This window comes from Paenibacillus sp. JCM 9796 (assembly GCF_055379675.1).
In genome coordinates, this window is sequence record NZ_AP043723.1 from 3,759,725 (window position 1) to 3,775,823 (window position 16,099).

Annotated in this window: 13 protein-coding genes; all 13 read left to right on the forward strand. The window is 58.3% G+C overall.

The features are described from left to right. Positions 1-35 precede the first annotated feature (35 nt). The 13 genes from ACZ439_RS18220 to ACZ439_RS18280 all read left to right on the forward strand — a co-directional run bounded on the left by ACZ439_RS18220 (position 36) and on the right by ACZ439_RS18280 (position 16,047). Positions 36-1,481, forward strand: coding sequence for a CoA-acylating methylmalonate-semialdehyde dehydrogenase (locus ACZ439_RS18220; RefSeq protein WP_127605017.1), 1,446 nt, complete (start codon positions 36-38; stop codon positions 1,479-1,481). A 37-nt stretch (positions 1,482-1,518) separates the two neighbouring features. Next, positions 1,519-2,406 (forward strand): class II fructose-1,6-bisphosphate aldolase, encoded by an 888-nt coding sequence (fba, locus tag ACZ439_RS18225; protein WP_054796332.1) that lies wholly within the window; start codon positions 1,519-1,521, stop codon positions 2,404-2,406. A gap of 13 nt (positions 2,407-2,419) precedes the next feature. Continuing rightward, on the forward strand, positions 2,420-3,469 hold the full coding sequence (gene iolG, locus ACZ439_RS18230) for an inositol 2-dehydrogenase (RefSeq protein WP_054796333.1): 1,050 nt from the start codon (positions 2,420-2,422) through the stop codon (positions 3,467-3,469). A 34-nt stretch (positions 3,470-3,503) separates the two neighbouring features. After that, entirely contained in the window at positions 3,504-4,319 is an 816-nt protein-coding gene (iolB, locus tag ACZ439_RS18235) for a 5-deoxy-glucuronate isomerase (protein ID WP_054800169.1), read from the forward strand. 76 nt (positions 4,320-4,395) lie between these two features. After that, on the forward strand, positions 4,396-5,409 hold the full coding sequence (locus ACZ439_RS18240; protein ID WP_141336417.1) for a LacI family DNA-binding transcriptional regulator: 1,014 nt from the start codon (positions 4,396-4,398) through the stop codon (positions 5,407-5,409). Positions 5,410-5,736: 327 nt separating this feature from the next. Further along, positions 5,737-7,074, forward strand: a complete 1,338-nt coding sequence (locus tag ACZ439_RS18245) for a DRTGG domain-containing protein (protein ID WP_127605013.1) — start codon at positions 5,737-5,739, stop codon at positions 7,072-7,074. Positions 7,075-7,115: 41 nt separating this feature from the next. Continuing rightward, on the forward strand, positions 7,116-7,583 hold the full coding sequence (gene lspA, locus ACZ439_RS18250) for a signal peptidase II (protein ID WP_141336416.1): 468 nt from the start codon (positions 7,116-7,118) through the stop codon (positions 7,581-7,583). Between the two features lie 134 nt (positions 7,584-7,717). Continuing rightward, on the forward strand, positions 7,718-8,905 hold the full coding sequence (locus ACZ439_RS18255; RefSeq protein ID WP_464620013.1) for an MFS transporter: 1,188 nt from the start codon (positions 7,718-7,720) through the stop codon (positions 8,903-8,905). 482 nt (positions 8,906-9,387) lie between these two features. Beyond that, entirely contained in the window at positions 9,388-10,050 is a 663-nt protein-coding gene (locus ACZ439_RS18260) for a chromate transporter (RefSeq protein ID WP_054796334.1), read from the forward strand. A 17-nt stretch (positions 10,051-10,067) separates the two neighbouring features. Then, the gene (locus ACZ439_RS18265) at positions 10,068-10,604 is read left to right on the forward strand and encodes a chromate transporter (RefSeq protein WP_127605007.1); all 537 of its coding nucleotides are present in this window, start codon (positions 10,068-10,070) and stop codon (positions 10,602-10,604) included. A 98-nt stretch (positions 10,605-10,702) separates the two neighbouring features. Next, positions 10,703-11,380: a response regulator transcription factor gene (locus tag ACZ439_RS18270; protein WP_127605005.1), complete on the forward strand. Its 678-nt coding sequence runs from the start codon at positions 10,703-10,705 to the stop codon at positions 11,378-11,380. After that, positions 11,377-12,747 (forward strand): sensor histidine kinase, encoded by a 1,371-nt coding sequence (locus ACZ439_RS18275; protein WP_127605003.1) that lies wholly within the window; start codon positions 11,377-11,379, stop codon positions 12,745-12,747. The genes ACZ439_RS18270 and ACZ439_RS18275 overlap by 4 nt, the downstream gene beginning before the upstream one ends. Positions 12,748-12,933: 186 nt before the next feature. Further along, positions 12,934-16,047 carry an efflux RND transporter permease subunit gene (locus ACZ439_RS18280; RefSeq protein WP_464620014.1) on the forward strand — a complete coding sequence of 1,038 codons (3,114 nt, stop codon included), beginning with the start codon at positions 12,934-12,936 and terminating at the stop codon, positions 16,045-16,047. The last annotated feature ends 52 nt before the right edge of the window (positions 16,048-16,099 follow it).

Here is a 16,099-nt window from a genome sequence, read left to right on the forward strand (position 1 = left end):
CGGCAACCTAACGAGCGAAAGGGGATTTTTTTTCCATGACCATTACGTTAAAAAACTGGATCGGCGGCGTCTGGGTCGAATCCGCATCCGCCAAAACCGAGCCCGTCTATAATCCGGCTACCGAAGAGGTGCTTGCTTACGTACCGCTTTCCACGAAAGAAGACGTGGACCGCGCCGTACAAAATTCGAAGGAAGCGTTCGCTGTATGGAGCCGAACGCCGGTTCCGCGCCGCGCCCGCATTTTGTTCAAGTACCAGCAGCTGCTGGTCGATCATTGGGAAGAGCTGGCGCAGCTTGTGACGAAGGAGAACGGCAAAAGCTATACGGAAGCGTACGGCGAAGTGCTGCGGGGCATCGAGTGCGTGGAGTTCGCGGCAGGCGCCCCGAACCTGATGATGGGCAAGCAGCTTCCCGATATCGCGTCCAATCTGGAGTCGGGCATGTACCGGTATCCGGTAGGCGTCGTCGCGGGGATTACTCCCTTCAACTTCCCGATGATGGTGCCGTGCTGGATGTTCCCGCTCGCGATCGCCTGCGGCAACACGTTCGTGCTGAAGCCGTCGGAGCGCACGCCGCTGCTGGCTAACCGGCTCGCGGAGCTGTTCCAGGAAGCCGGACTTCCGGAAGGCGTGCTCAACATCGTACATGGCGCGCATGACGTCGTAAACGGGGTCCTCGAGCACCCGGACGTTCGCGCGGTATCCTTCGTCGGCTCCCAGCCGGTCGCAGAGTATGTGTACAAAACCGCATCCGCTCACGGCAAACGCGTTCAGGCGCTGGCAGGCGCCAAAAACCACTCGATCGTCATGCCGGACGCCGATCTCGATCTGACGGTGAAAGAGATCATCAACGCGTCGTTCGGCTCTGCGGGCGAGCGCTGCATGGCGTGCTCCGTCGTTGTCGCGGTCGGCGAGATCGGCGATACGCTGGTGAACCGGCTTGTCGAAGCGGCTAATGCCATCACCATCGGCAACGGCCTGGACGAAGGCGTATTCCTGGGGCCGGTCATTCGCGGACCGCACAAGCAGCGGACGATCGGATATATCGAGACCGGCGTGAACGAAGGCGCGCTGCTGGTTCGCGACGGCCGTCAGGACGCCGCTTGTCACACAGAGGGCTACTTCGTCGGACCGACGATTTTCGATCAGGTGTCGGACGAGATGAAAATATGGCAGGATGAGATCTTCGCACCGGTGTTGTCGGTCGTGCGCGTCGCTACGTTGGATGAAGCGATTGAGCTGGCCAACCGTTCGGACTTTGCCAACGGGGCCTGCCTGTTCACGAAGAACGGCAGCCATGTTCGCCAGTTCCGCGAAACGATCGATGCGGGGATGCTCGGCGTCAACCTCGGCGTTCCTGCCCCGATGGCGTTCTTCCCGTTCTCCGGTTGGAAAAAGTCGTTCTACGGCGATTTGCACGCCAACGGCACCGACGGCGTGGAATTTTATACCCGTAAGAAAATGTTGACGGCCCGCTGGTAAGTCCAGTGACCTTAGCCCGCATGAAGGAGAGAACATTATGGCACTCGTCTCGATGAAGCAGATGCTGCTTGGCGCCTTGGAAGGCGGCTATGCGGTCGGGCAGTTTAATTTAAATAACCTGGAGTTTACGCAAGCGATTTTGCAGGCCGCCCAGGAGGAGCGGGCGCCGGTCATCCTGGGCGTCAGCGAGGCGTACATCCCTTACATGGGGGGCCTCCCCTGCATTGTGGGGATGGTCAAGTCGCTGATCGACCATTACGGGGTCACCGTACCGGTCGCGCTGCATCTGGACCACGGCTCGACGTACGAGCTGTGCCTGCGTGCGCTGCATGCCGGATTCACGTCGGTCATGATCGATGCGTCACACCATTCGCTCGAGCATAACATCGACGTGACGCAGCGCGTCACGCAGGCGGCGCATGCGCTGGGAGCTACGGTGGAAGCGGAGCTCGGCCGGATTACCGGACGCGAGGACGACCTGGTCGTCGACGAAGCGGAAGGCATGTACGCCGTGCCGGACGAGTGCGCGCGCCTTGTACGCGAGACGGGCATCGACTGTCTCGCCCCGGCGCTCGGCTCGGTGCACGGCCCGTACCGCGGACAGCCGAAGCTCGGCTTCGAGCGGATGGGCGTCATCCAGCGCATGACGGGGGTGCCGCTCGTGCTGCACGGCGGAAGCGGACTGCCGGATGAGGAAATCCGGCAGGCGATCTCGCTCGGCACGTGCAAGATCAACGTCAATACCGACAATCAAATGGCGTGTACGGCGGCGATCCGGGCCTTTCTGAATGAACGACCCGATGCGTATGATCCGCGAAACTATTTGATTCCGGCGCGGGAGGCGATCAAATCTTCCGTTATCGCCAAGATGCGTTTATTCGGCAGTTCAGGGCAAGCAGGTAAGCAGGCTAAGCAGGTTAATTGAGAGGAGACCTATCGTGAACAAGATCAGAATCGGAATTATCGGCGCAGGCCGAATCGGCAAAATTCATGCCGACAATTTGCTAAGGCTGCCGCAAGCGGAAATTGCGGCTGTCAGCGATCTATTCGCCGGCCCGGAATTGGAAGCATGGGCGGCGGATCGCGGCATCGCGCGCGTGACGAAAGACAGCGGCGACATTATTGCCGACCCGCAGATCGATGCAATCTTCATCTGCTCGACGACCGATACGCATGTGCCTTTAATCAAGCAGGCGGCGCAGGCGGGCAAGCACATCTTTTGCGAGAAGCCGGTCAGCATGGATATTCATCAAACGGTGGAGGCGCTGGAGGCGGTCCGGCAAGCGGGCGTGAAGCTGCAAATCGGCTTTAACCGCCGCTTCGACCATAACTTCAAACGCGTACGCGAGCACGTGCAGGGCGGTACGATCGGCGATCCGCATATTGTGAAAATTACGTCCCGCGATCCGAATCCGCCGCATCCCGATTACATTAAAGTATCCGGCGGCATTTTCATGGATATGATGATCCACGACTTCGACATGGCCCGCTACGTATCCGGCAGCGAGGTGGAGGAAGTGTATGCGCAGGGCAACGTGCTGATCAACCCGGTGATCGGCGAGCTTGGTGACCTCGACACCGCGATTGTGACGCTGCGCTTTGCGAACGGTGCGCTCGGCGTCATCGACAACAGCCGCCAGGCTGTGTACGGCTATGATCAACGGGTGGAAGTTTTCGGCTCGAAGGGCAGCGTTGCGGTATCCAACGACCATCCGAATACGGCGGAAATCAGCACGGCGGAAGGAATTGTCCGCGACAAGCCGCTGCACTTCTTCCTCGAGCGCTACAACGCGGCTTATATCGAAGAGACGCAGCTGTTTATCGAGAGCTTGACGAACGGCAGCCCGCTGATCGTGGACGGGAATGACGGCTTGCAGGCGGAGCTGATCGCACTCTCGGCCAAGCTGTCCTACAAGCTGGGGCGTCCGGTGAAGACGGCCGAGGCGATCGGGCTCCTGGAATCGGAGCAATTGAAGGAAACGGTTTAAGGAAACGGTTTAACGAAAGAAAGGAGAGGCGAACATGTCGAAGCTGATCGTAAAACCGGAACAGACGCCGGATCGGGAAGGCGTGGTACTGAACATCACCCCGGAGTCGGCGCAGTGGGACTATGTCGGCTTTCAGGTGGTGCGTTTGGCGGAAGGCCAGACGCTCCGCCGGGAAACCGGCAGCATGGAAGTGTGCCTGGTGCTGCTGAGCGGCATCGCAGACGTTGCAACGGCGCATGAAGCATGGCCGGGTATCGGTCGGAGAATGAGCGTGTTTGAGAAAACGCCGCCGTATTCGGTTTACGTGCCGAACGACGACCGCTACGAGGTGACTGCGCGGACGGCGGTCGAGCTGGCCGTCTGCGAGGCGCCGGGCCGGGGCGGGCACGCCGCCCGTTTAATCGCGCCGGAGCAAGTCGGTGTGGAAATGCGCGGGTACGGGTCCATCGAGCGGCAGGTTCATAATATTTTGCCAGAGCAGGAGCCGGCGGACAGTCTCTTGGTGGTGGAAGTGTTCACTCCGAGCGGACACTGGTCCAGCTACCCGCCGCATAAGCACGACCGGGATGCGCTGCCGGACGAATCGCTGCTGGAGGAGACTTATTATTTCCGCGTACAGCCCGAGCAAGGCTTTGCGGTTCAGCGGGTGTACACGGACGACCGTTCGCTTGACGAGACGCTCATCGTCCAGGACGGGCAAGCGGTGCTCGTGCCGAAAGGTTACCATCCGGTATCCGCTCCTCCGGGCTACGAGGTGTATTACTTGAACGTCATGGCCGGACCGACGCGAGTGTGGAAATTTCATAACGACCCCGACCACGCTTGGATCATGACGAAGCCACGTACCTAGACGGGCACGCAAAGCGGTTGCATGTTGTTCTCCTTCTGCGCATAATAGAAGGAAATCCGACAAGCGGGGAATCCACATGAAAGCAACCATATACGACGTCGCGCGCGAAGCCGGCGTGTCGATAGCGGCCGTATCGCAAGTCATCAACGGCAAGGGCAAGATCAGCGAGGAACGGCGGGCTGAAATTATGCGCGTGATGGAGCGGCTGAACTACCAGCCGAGTGTCATTGCCGCCGCCCTGACGGGCAAAAAGACCTACACCCTCGGGCTGCTCGTGCCCGATATTTCCAACCCGTTCTTCGCCGAGATTGCGCGGGCGGTCGAGGATCAAGGACACAGTCTCGGCTACAGCCTTGTTATTTGCAGCACGGACAACAAGGATGAGCGCGTGGAACGTTATTTATCGCTGCTGCAGCAAAAAAGCGTTGACGGCATGATCATCGGAACCGGGATGGACAACAAGGAAATGCTGAAGCCGCTGCTTGAGAATTCGATCCCGATCGCGATGATCGCCCGGGAAATGCCCGGTCACGACGTGCAGACGGTGATCACGGACGACTTCGCCGGCGGCCGTCTTGCCGCGGAGCATCTGCTGGGGCTCGGCCATACCCGGCTGGCCGTGCTTGCCGAGCAGCTCAAGGTAAGCAGCAGCCGGGAGCGGATTCGCGGCTTCCGGCAGCGGCTGGCGGAGGCCGGCATCGATTTGCCGGACGATCGGGTGCTTGCAAGCGGCGACGCCCTGGTCAAGGACGGCAAGCGCAAAGCGACGGAGCTGCTGCAGCGGGCGGAACGTCCGACGGCGATTTTTTGCTGCAACGATCTGCTTGCAATCGGTGCGCTGCAGGCGGCGAAGGAGCTCGGGCTCCGCGTGCCGGAGCAGCTGTCCATTGTCGGCTTCGACAATACGATATTGGCGACGGTCACAGAGCCTCCGCTGACAACGGTTTCCCAGCCGACCGAGGAGATGGGCAAGCTGGCCGTCGATTTGCTGCTCAGCCAGCTGAAGAAGGAAGAGGGCGGCTCAAGGCGAACGGTGCTGCAGCCTGAGCTCGTGACCCGGCGATCGACGGCCGCGCCTTCGAACGAATAACGGGCGCGCGGGTTATCGCGCGAGCAGGCACGGAATCGGACAATACCGCAGGTCGTGGTTCCGCTATTGCGCTAGTGTGCCGCCGAGCCCCCGCTTGCGCAATCGACTTGCTGCCCGCTCCATTGGCGGCCGCAGCGTATATAACCAAGAAGGGTTGGGGATGCTCCCCAACCCTTCTTGGTTTATTCGATTACATGCGCCGCTCCACGCTCCCGTTGCCCGTCGTTCACTCCAGGTGAGTTGCAAGGTGCTACTGCCAATGTGTTACAATGAAAACAGTGGAACAGAATGTAACAGAGTATGGATCGGATAGGTGGGGGAGCGAGCATGAGTGACGGGCTTCAAGGTTTTCTAACGAAACACGAGCAAATTATGGATCATATCGAAAATTTGTCAGCGGGCACCCGCATTTCCGTACGGAAAATCGCCCAAATGCTTGAAGTGAGTGAAGGCACGGCCTACCGTGCTATCAAGGAAGCGGAAAATTTGGGGCTCGTCACGACGAAAGAGCGAATCGGGACGATCCGTGTCGATAAGAAGGAGCGGCAGCATTTTGATAAATTAACGTTCGCGGAGGTCGTCAACATCGTGGACGGAGAGGTGCTCGGGGGCGCCGCCGGGCTGCATAAGCCGCTGAACAAATTCGTTATCGGCGCCATGCAGCTTGAAGCGATGAAGCGTTATATCGAGCCGGACAATCTGCTGATCGTGGGCAACCGGAGCCAGGCCCAGCTGTATGCGCTCGGGCAAGGGGCGGGCGTTCTCGTGACGGGCGGCTTTCATGCGGATGAAGAGGCCCGGAAGCTGGCGGACGAGCTGGAGCTGCCGATCATATCGAGCAGCTATGATACGTTTACGGTGGCGACTATGATTAACCGCGCCATTTACGATCGTCTGATCAAGAAAAAAATTCTTCTCGTCCAGGACATCATCCGTACGGACAGCCCGGTGTACTCGCTGCGCGTCACAGATACGGTCAACGATATGCAGAAGCTGGTCGACGAACACGGGCACACGCGTTTTCCCGTCGTGGATGAGTTTAACCGCCCGGTCGGCATTATTACGACGAAGGATGTGCTGCGTGCGCAGCCGGAGCAGAAGGTTCACGCCTACATGACGAAAAATCCGCTGACCATCAGCGCCAATACTTCCGTCGCCTCGGTGAGCCATACGATGATTTGGGAAGGCATCGAATTGATTCCGGTGATCGATCATAACCGCAAGATGATCGGCGTGATCAGCCGTAAGGACGTGCTGAAAGCGATGCAGTATATCCAAACCCAGCCGCAGAACGGCGAGACGATCGAAGATCTCATCTGGTCCGGATTCGAGAAGGTTCGTCAGCCCGACGGCAGGCCCTGCTTCCGCGGCACCGTCACCGCCCGCATGACCAACTATGCGGGGATGGTGTCGGAAGGCGTATTAACGACACTGATGAATCAGGCGGCGTTGCGGACGGTACGCGACCAGAACCGGGGCAACTTGATTCTGGACAGTTCCTCGAACTATTTCCTGCTGCCGATTCCGATCGACAGCACCATTGAAATTTTCCCGATGATCATTGAGTTCAGCCGCAGGTTTTGTAAGATCGAGGTAGAGATTTATCACGAGGGCAAGCGAATGGCCAAGTCGATGTTCACGGCGCGTTTGATGGACCAGGTATAGGCTGAAGACCGGGGGCTGCGAAGAGGAATGGGGGAGCGGGGATGCGGTATTACGGGATCGTCATCGCGGCGATAGGCATCGATCAGGCGACGAAGCTCTGGGTGCGCTTCCATATGCACTTGGGCGAAACCTTGGTCATCTGGCAGGACGTGCTTCACTTTACGTATTATCGCAACAGCGGAGCGGCAGGAAGCACCTTCCAGGGCTATGGCCGTTATTTTATTATTCCGGCCGTGCTGTTCGTTCTTTACATGGCTTATGCCCGCAAGCAGGGGCAGCTCAAGAACGGTATGGCCGAGGCGGGAGCCGCGCTTCTCGTCGGCGGCGCGATCGGCAACGCGATCGACCGGGCGGTGTTCGGATGGGTGACCGATTTTGTGGATAACGGCCGCGGGATATTAAACTTGGCCGATATCGCAATTCAAGTCGGCGTCCTGCTGCTCTTGGCCGATGCCGTGCGGGATTTCATTGTGAGTCGCCGAGGACGTAAGAGCAATCCTCTAACGTAAGGCTCGTCATCCGATGAAGGCTGGACGATACCCGGACATGATGGGCGGGCGAGGCGCAGCGCAAGGAAAGATTGGCATAATGCTGAAAGTGGAGGGAATTCTAAGGGAAAACCGGCAAAGCGCAGGTGAATCTCTTGAACGTTACCGCTGTTCCCTTTCAAGCTAAAGCAAACATGCTCTTATACGCGGCGATTCTGTTTCTGGTGGAATTCGTGCGCGGCGCTTTTCTCATTTCCTTCCTGCCTGCATACGGCGTTCATCGGCTGGGCTTGTCGACGGCCGGCGTCGGCATTGCGGTGTCCGTACACTATGTCACGGATACGCTGATCAAATGCGGCGCCGGGTATTTGCTTGACCGCTTCTCGCTTCGGCTGATCGCCCCGATCGGGCTTGCATGCTCGCTCGCCGGTCTCCTCATGATGCTGGCTGCCCCTGCGTTATGGCTGCTGGCTCTCGCCGCGGCCCTGTTCGGCGTCGGCATATCGCCGGTATGGCTCGGCGGTTTAAGCCGGGTCGATTCGAAGCGGCGGGCGTCGCACATGGGCGTCATCTATACGTGCTGGCTGGCGGGACTTGGTTCAGGCCCCGTCGCGATCAATTTCCTGCTTGACCGCAGCTATACGGCCGCGTATTGGCTGATGATCGGCTTGTGGGGCGCCGCGCTCGTCTTGTCGCTTTGGCTCGGCGCCGCCGGTCAAGACCAGGTAACCGGGCAGCTTTCGCTCCGGCGGCAGCTTTCCTTGCTGGGGGAGCGGCTGCGCGCGATGAAGGCGCTGCTGCCCGGGATGATGATGCAGACGACCGCAGCAGGCATGCTCGTTCCCGTCATGCCCGGGTTTGCCGCATCGAACCTCGGTCTGAGCTACTCGCAGTATTCGTTGGTGCTCATTGCCGGAGGCGGCCTGACGATGCTGGGCTTAATTCCGATGGGGAAGCTATCCGACCGTTTCGGGAAACGCTGGTTTATCGTGCTCGGCTATTCCGCCTTTGCCCTGGCGCTTCTCGGATTGACTTTAACCCGCTCCCTCGGCATGGCCGTGCTGGTCGCTTCGGTGCTGGGGATTTCGTATGCAGCGGTGCTCCCCGCCTGGAACGCGGTGCTTGCCCAATACGTGCCGAAGGAGCAAAAAGGGCTGGGCTGGGGGCTTTTCTCCAGCGTGGAAGGCATCGGGGTCATGATCGGTCCGGTCCTGGGCGGATGGATCGCCGACCGGTTCAGCCCCGCCATGAGCGTGCTGACCAGCGCCGGTATACTCGGCCTGCTCGCCCTGTATTATTTGTTCGTGCTGTTCGGCGCGCTGAAGCTGAAGATGGAGGCTTGAAGGCGTCCGTCCGTCAAATAGCGGAACGGCAGTCGTTCACTCGTTTCGAAGCCTTGGCGACAACCGCTGGATCCGCCCCTCCATGTCCGCGCGCTGTACCTTCCCCATCGCCCCCGTCGAGGCATCACGGCCGACCGCATCTCCCGCCCCCGTGGAGGCATCATGGCCGACCGACCGCGTCCCACCGCAGCCCGTCGAGGCCACCGCACCCACCCCCTGCACCCTTTTCGCTTATTTTAGAAGATAATTCTGCCCGGTGTCCTCAGCTCCGCAAACTAAACGCCATTTTGAAATTAATTCAACAAAGCACATCGGAAAAGAGGCGTTGAAATACACGGCCTCTTCGCAGCATAAGCTGATTTTATAGGATATATTTAGAGAAGTGATAGGAAACCCGGCGAAAGTTTATTCCAAATCGAAATAAAGTGGAGTATAATAGAGTCAACAACACGATGAGCCATCGTTGTAAGGGGGCGGGCTATATGACAACGGGTCGACTTCGCCTATTAGGGCAATTATTTTATACGTTTCTGCGAATGGGTCCCGTCACGTTCGGCGGCGGTTATGCGATGATTCCCGTTATCGAGCGGGAGGTGACGGTCAAGCGCCGATGGATCGAAGAGCATGAGATGTCCGAGGTGCTATCCGTTTCCGGATCGGCCCCGGGGGGCATCGGCGTGAACGCTGCGGCGTTCATCGGTTACCGGCTGGCCGGAATGCCGGGAGCGGCATCCGCTATCGTAGGCATCACGCTGCCGACGTTTATCATTGCGATACTGCTAAGCGCCGGGTACGCCGTCTTCGGCGGTTATGCGAAGATCGAAGCGGCACTGCAGGGCATTCATGCTGCCGTGTTCGGTCTCATTCTTGTTGCCGCCTACAGAATGGGCCGCAACGCCGTTTACGACATGACGACGTTTCTATCCGCGGTCTGTACCGTCGTGCTGCTGATTTCCGCATCGATCCATCCTTTATTTCTGATCGCTTCGGGCATTTGGGCAGGCATCTCTTTCGTTATCGTGAAACAAAAGCTGGGCATGGTCGTTCGTCTGAACAAAGACGCGGATACCGGGGCGGAAGCGGATGGAAGCTCTGCGCCTAAAGTACCGGCTTACGCCGATTATTACATTGCCGACGGCATCTGAATGTGAGGTGAAGCGCCATGCTATGGAGCTTATTTGTTTCGTTTTTCAAAATCGGCCTCATGTCGTTCGGCGGCGGTTATGCGATGGTTCCGATCATTCAGCATGAGGTTGAAGCGAACGGCTGGCTGAGCGCCGCTGCGTTCGCCGAAACGGTCTCCCTGGCCGGCATGGCGCCGGGACCGATGGCAACGAATTGCGCTACGCTGGTCGGCTTGAAGACGGCGGGCCTCCCCGGCGCAATCGCGTCTACGGGGGGCATGGTGCTGCCTTCGCTGCTCGTGGTCGTGACGATTGCGGCGTTCTTTTTCAAATTCCATCGGCATGCGTGGGTGCGGGCGTCCTTCTACGGGCTCCGTCCCGTCGTCACGGGCTTGATTCTGTACGCTGCGCTGCGGTTCGGGGTGGTCGAAGCGGTCAGCCCGCTGTGGAGCTGGCACACCTTCGGCTCAATCCTTATTGCGGGCGGCGTGATTGTCGGCATCTTGAAGTACAAGATGCATCCCGCGGCCATTCTGGTCTTGTCGGGCTTGGTCGGCATAGCGTTCTTCAGCTAGACCCCGCTGACCGCCGCCTGCCTCCGCCGCCACGTTGAAAAGAAGCGGCGTCTCCTTTATGATCAGGGTATCGGATGGAGCATAAAGGAGGGAGGGCCATGACCAAAATTCTCGTTGTCGACGACGATCCCCATATTCGAAGGCTGATCAAGGCCACCTTGCAGGGCGAAGGCTTCACGCTGCTGGAGGCGGAGAACGGCCGTCAAGCGCTGGACGCCTTGGCGCGCACAACCGTCGATTTGGTCGTGATGGATATTATGATGCCGCACATGGACGGCTGGGAGCTATGCCAGGAAATTCGGGCGTATGATGCCGATTTGCCGCTGCTGATGGTCACGGCAAAGGCCGAGTCCGCCGACAAAGTGAAAGGCTTTCGGCTTGGAACGGACGATTACTTGACCAAGCCTTTCGATCCGATGGAGCTTATGATGCGGGTCAAAGCGCTGCTGAAGCGGTATCGGATCAGCACGTCGCCGGTCATTCGTCTGGGCGGACTGGAGATGAACCGCAACAGCTACGAGGTCCTGTGCCTGGGAGAGCGGATGGAGCTCCCGCCCAAAGAGTTCGAGCTGCTGTTCAAGCTCGTTTCTTACCCGAACCAAATATTTACGCGTAACCAATTGATCGAACAAATATGGGGCATTGATTACGAAGGAGACGACCGGACGGTCGACGTTCATATCAAGCGGCTGCGGGAGCGCCTGCCGGAAGCGGGGACGGGCCTCAGCATCAAGACGATTCGCGGGCTGGGGTACAAGCTGGAGGTGCGGCCGTGATCCGGTCGCTGTACTTGCGCGTGGTGCTGACGTTCTTGCTGGCGGTCACGTTCGGGCTGATCGTGGCCTTTTTTGCGACGACGTATGTGTATCGGGATCGGATCGAACTGGGGATCGAAGAGGAAATGGTCAATACGGCGCAGGATATTGCCGAAACTTATCGGCTTATGGGGACTTCCGCCGCGGATAAGTATATGGGTGAGCGCCATTGGGTGAAGGCGTACTCGATCACGATCGTCGATGACGAAGGCGGGCGAAAAACGTACGGGGCTCGCCGGGACGGGGAGACGATCCCGGACGAAGCCGTCCGGTCGGTGCTGAACGGCGGTATTTATCGCGGCGACGGTCCGCCCTTTCACCGGACGATCGGGTATCCGCTGCAAACCGGCACGTCCAGGCATGCGGTTTTCGTCCAGGCAGCGCGGACCGAGCAATTGAACGATTTGAGGAAAATTGTGCTGACGTCGCTCCTGATCGAGCTCGGGGTCGGCAGCTTGTTTATATTAATTGCCGCGCGCTATTTGGTTCAGCCGCTCAAGCTGATGACGGTGGCGACCCGGCGTATTGCGAAAGGAAACTTTAACATCCGTTTAAACTGGGGCAAAAGAAAGGACGAGCTCGGCGAGCTGGCCCGCAGCTTCAGCGATATGGCCGAGGAGCTGAAGCAGCTTGAGCAGATGCGACGGGACTTCGTCTCCAACGTCTCGCACGAAATCCAGTCCCCGCTGACGTCGATTTCCGGCTTTTCCAAGCTTATCCGCGATCCGGGCATGCCCGCCAACGAGCGAAACCAGTATTTGGATATCATCGAGACGGAGTCGTTGCGCCTTTCCCGGCTTAGCGAAAATTTGCTGAAGCTCGCGTCCCTCGAGTCGGAGCACCACCCGTTTCACCCGGTCACGTTCGATTTGGACGAGCAGCTGCGGCGGGTCGTCGTGGCGCTGGAGCCGCAATGGTCGGCGAAGGAGCTGGAGCTCGAGCTGGAACTGCCGCGGGTCAAAATTACCGGGGACCCCGATCAGCTGAACCAGGTGTGGATCAACTTATTCGGCAACGCCGTTAAATTTACGCCCCGGGAAGGGCGGGTTTCCATCAGGCTCGAGGCGTTAACCGATCGCGTGAAGGTCGTGATAGCGGATACGGGCATAGGGATTAAGGAAGAAGATCTGGAGCCTATTTTCACACGGTTCTATAAAGCGGACCGCGCCCGGCAGCGCGAGCTTGGCGGCAGCGGGCTGGGGCTGTCGATCGTGCGTAAAATCGTCGAGCTTCACCAAGGCTCGGTCGAAGTCCAAAGCCAGCCGGGACAGGGCGCCACATTTATCGTCACGTTGCCGAGCGTGCCCGCAGCTTCCAAAAGCATGTAAACTACCGGTTTGAACCGGACCAAGGACGGTTGTCTGAAGCGAAGCGTTTGGCTCGCCTCGGGCAAACGTCTTTTTTGCGTTTCTGATTGTACCTCCGTTCATACTGCGTTCATATTCGCTTCGTATAGTAGGCAGGACGCCAATTTACAGGAAACGTTCAGGTTAAGGAATGAGGGGAGTGCAGGAATGAATCGAATCACGCAATTTTCTATGAAAAACGTTTCCGCTTTGTTTATCATCATGCTTCTCTTATTCGGCAGCGGGATCTATGCGTCCGGCGAGCTGAAAAAGGAAAACATGCCGGATATCTCGTTCCCCGTCGTTGTGGTGACGACGCAATATGCGGGCGCGCCGAAGGACGTCATGGATGAAATCACGGATCCGATCGAGGAAAAGCTCGCGGGTGTCGAGGACATCGACTCGATGAGCTCGACGTCGAGCGACAACAACTCCATGATTATCATCATGTTTAAGCAGGACGTCGATATCGACAAGAAGAAGCAGGACATCGAAAGCTTACTTACGGAAGTGCGGCTGCCGGCTTCGGCGAGCACGCCCAAGGCTTCCACCTTTGGAGCCTCTTCCATGGCATCCAATTACTTAGTCGTATACGCAGACAACGGAATGAGTCAGACGGAGCTCGACAAGGTGTACCGGGATACGATCGAGCCGGGGCTGGAAAGCATCAAAGGGCTCGACCATATGGACGTCATCGGGGCTCGCGATACGAGCTTGGATATCGAGCTCGATGCCGGTGCGCTTGCGGCCTTCGGCCTGTCGCCTTCGCAAGTCAGCAATGCGATCAGCGCCGCCGTAACGAAAAGTCCGATCGGCAGCGTCAAGCTGAACGGCAACGACAAGATGGCGCGCGTGACCGGCGACATCGACACCTTGTATGCGCTGGAGCAGCTCGAAATCGTGACCGGCAAGGGAGATATCGTCAAGCTGTCGCAAGTGGCGAAAGTCAAGGCGATTACCGAGTCCGACTTCAAAGGACGGTTGGACGGCAAGCCGGCGATTGGGCTCATCTTGTACAAGGCAGGCAGCGCCAACGCGGTCGATTTCTCGGACGACATCCACAACCAGCTCGAAAGCTGGCATCAGACGCTGCCGAATGTCGTGTTCAAGAGCACCTACGACAGCGCGGATCAGATCAGGGACTCGATCAACGGCATGCTGAAGGAAGGCATCGTCGGGGCTCTGCTTGCCTCGCTAATGATTCTCGTGTTTTTGCGCAACGTGCGTATGACCTTGATCGTGCTGGTGTCCATTCCTCTATCGATCCTGATCACGCTGCTGCTGATGTGGCAGTTCGATTTGACCTTAAACACGATGACGCTGGGCGGGATGTTTATCGCCGTCGGACGGGTCGTAGACGATGCGATCGTCGTCATCGAGAACATTTACGCCTCGCTGGAGAAGGCGCAGGCCCGGAACGAATCCGTCATTGCGCTTGCCACGAAGCAGGTTTCGATGGCTATTACGTCCTCAACGCTCGCCACCGTCGGCGTATTTGCGCCGATGGGGATGGTAAGCGGAATTGTGGGCGCCGTTTTCCGGCCTTTCGCCATCACGCTGGCCTGCGCGCTCCTGGCCTCGTTAGTAGTCGCCGTAACCGTCATTCCGATGCTGGCGAAAATATTGGTGCTGCGCGGCGCGAAAAACGTGAAGGCGCATGACGAAACGAAGCCAAGCCGTTTCACCTCGTTCTATGAGAACGTGCTGAAGTGGACGCTTATGAACCGGATCAAGACGCTGCTCATCTCCGGTTTGCTGTTTGTCGTTACGCTGGCCGCTACGATTCCGATGCTGAACGTGTCGTTCCTGCCCAGTAGCGAGGCCTCGAGAACGATGTACTTCTCTCTGAAGTTTCCGTATGAGACGTCCTTCGAGGCGACCGACGAGAAAACCAGAGAGCTGGAGAACATGCTGATGGAAACGAAGGACAGCCGCGGAGAACCCGTCTTCAAATTCGTCGAGGGACTTGTCGGATACAGCGGCAACGACGATGAACGGACCCCGTACGCTTCCCAAATTTATTTGGAAGTGAACGAGAATGTTGATCCGGACAAGGTGAAGGAGCAGGTGAAAGCCTTCATTGTCTCCGAGCTGCCGCAAGGCTCCGAGGTTGAGCCGCGTTCACTCGGCAACGACTTCGGCGGAACGACCACGGACTTCTCGTATTCGCTCAAGGGCGAAGATCAGGACCAACTGGTGAAAGCGGCCGCGCTGGTCAAGGAAAAGCTCCATACGTTCCCTGAATTGAGCGAAATCGAAGACAACCTGAGCGATGCGAAAACCGAGGTCGAAATCGCAGTCGATCAGAAAAAGGCGAGAGCTTACGGTCTGACGGCCGCAAGTGTGCGCGATACCGCCCGCGCTTGGATTCAGAAGCAAAGCATTGGCGACCTCAAGCTGGATAACGAGACGTACACGACGACCGTTTCGCTCGATAAATCCGACAAAGATACGCTTGAGAAGCTCGGCAACCTCCCGCTGACCGGGGTTAACGGAACCACCGTCTATTTGAAGGAAATCGCCAAAGTCAGCGAGATTCAATCGGCGGCGGCGCTCACACGCGAAGATCAGCAGCAGCTCGTGAAGGTGACGGCCAAAATTAATGCCGACAACAAAAACGGCGTCAGCCAACAAGTGACCACGGCGCTGAACGCGCTTGAGCTGCCTGACGGGGTATCCCGCGAAGTAAAAGGGGTTTCGGCCGACATTAACGAAAGCTTCTCGCAGCTGTTTATGGCCATGGGTGTAGCCGTTTGCGTCGTGTACCTGATCATGGTGCTCGCCTTCGGGAACGCAGGTGCGCCGTTCGCGATCTTGTTCTCGCTGCCGCTTGCGGCGATCGGCGGCCTGCTCGGACTTGTGCTGACGGGCGAAGCGCTGAACGTTACGTCGATGATCGGCTTTATGATGCTGATCGGAATTGTGGTCACGAACGCGATCGTGCTGATCGACCGGGCGCAGCAATTGCGCGAGGAAGGGTATACGGTGCGGCAGGCGCTGCTTGAAGCGGGGAAAGTTCGCTTGCGTCCGATCATCATGACGGCGGGTGCGACGATTATGGCCTTGATCCCGCTGGCGCTCGGCTTGTCCGGCGAAGGGGCTTTGATCGGCAAGGGGCTTGGCGTCGTCGTGATTGGGGGCTTAACGACTTCGACGATTTTGACGCTGGTCGTCGTGCCGGTTGTGTATGAAATGATCGAAGGGCTCAAGAACCGGGTATCGCGCAGGTTCAACCGTACGAAGAAGGTCCAGGAGCCTCCGGCGAAAGCGCTCGAGATGTAGAGTCAGGCATCGATCGAACAGACATAGAGATAGAGAAGGTTGAGGAGGCCAA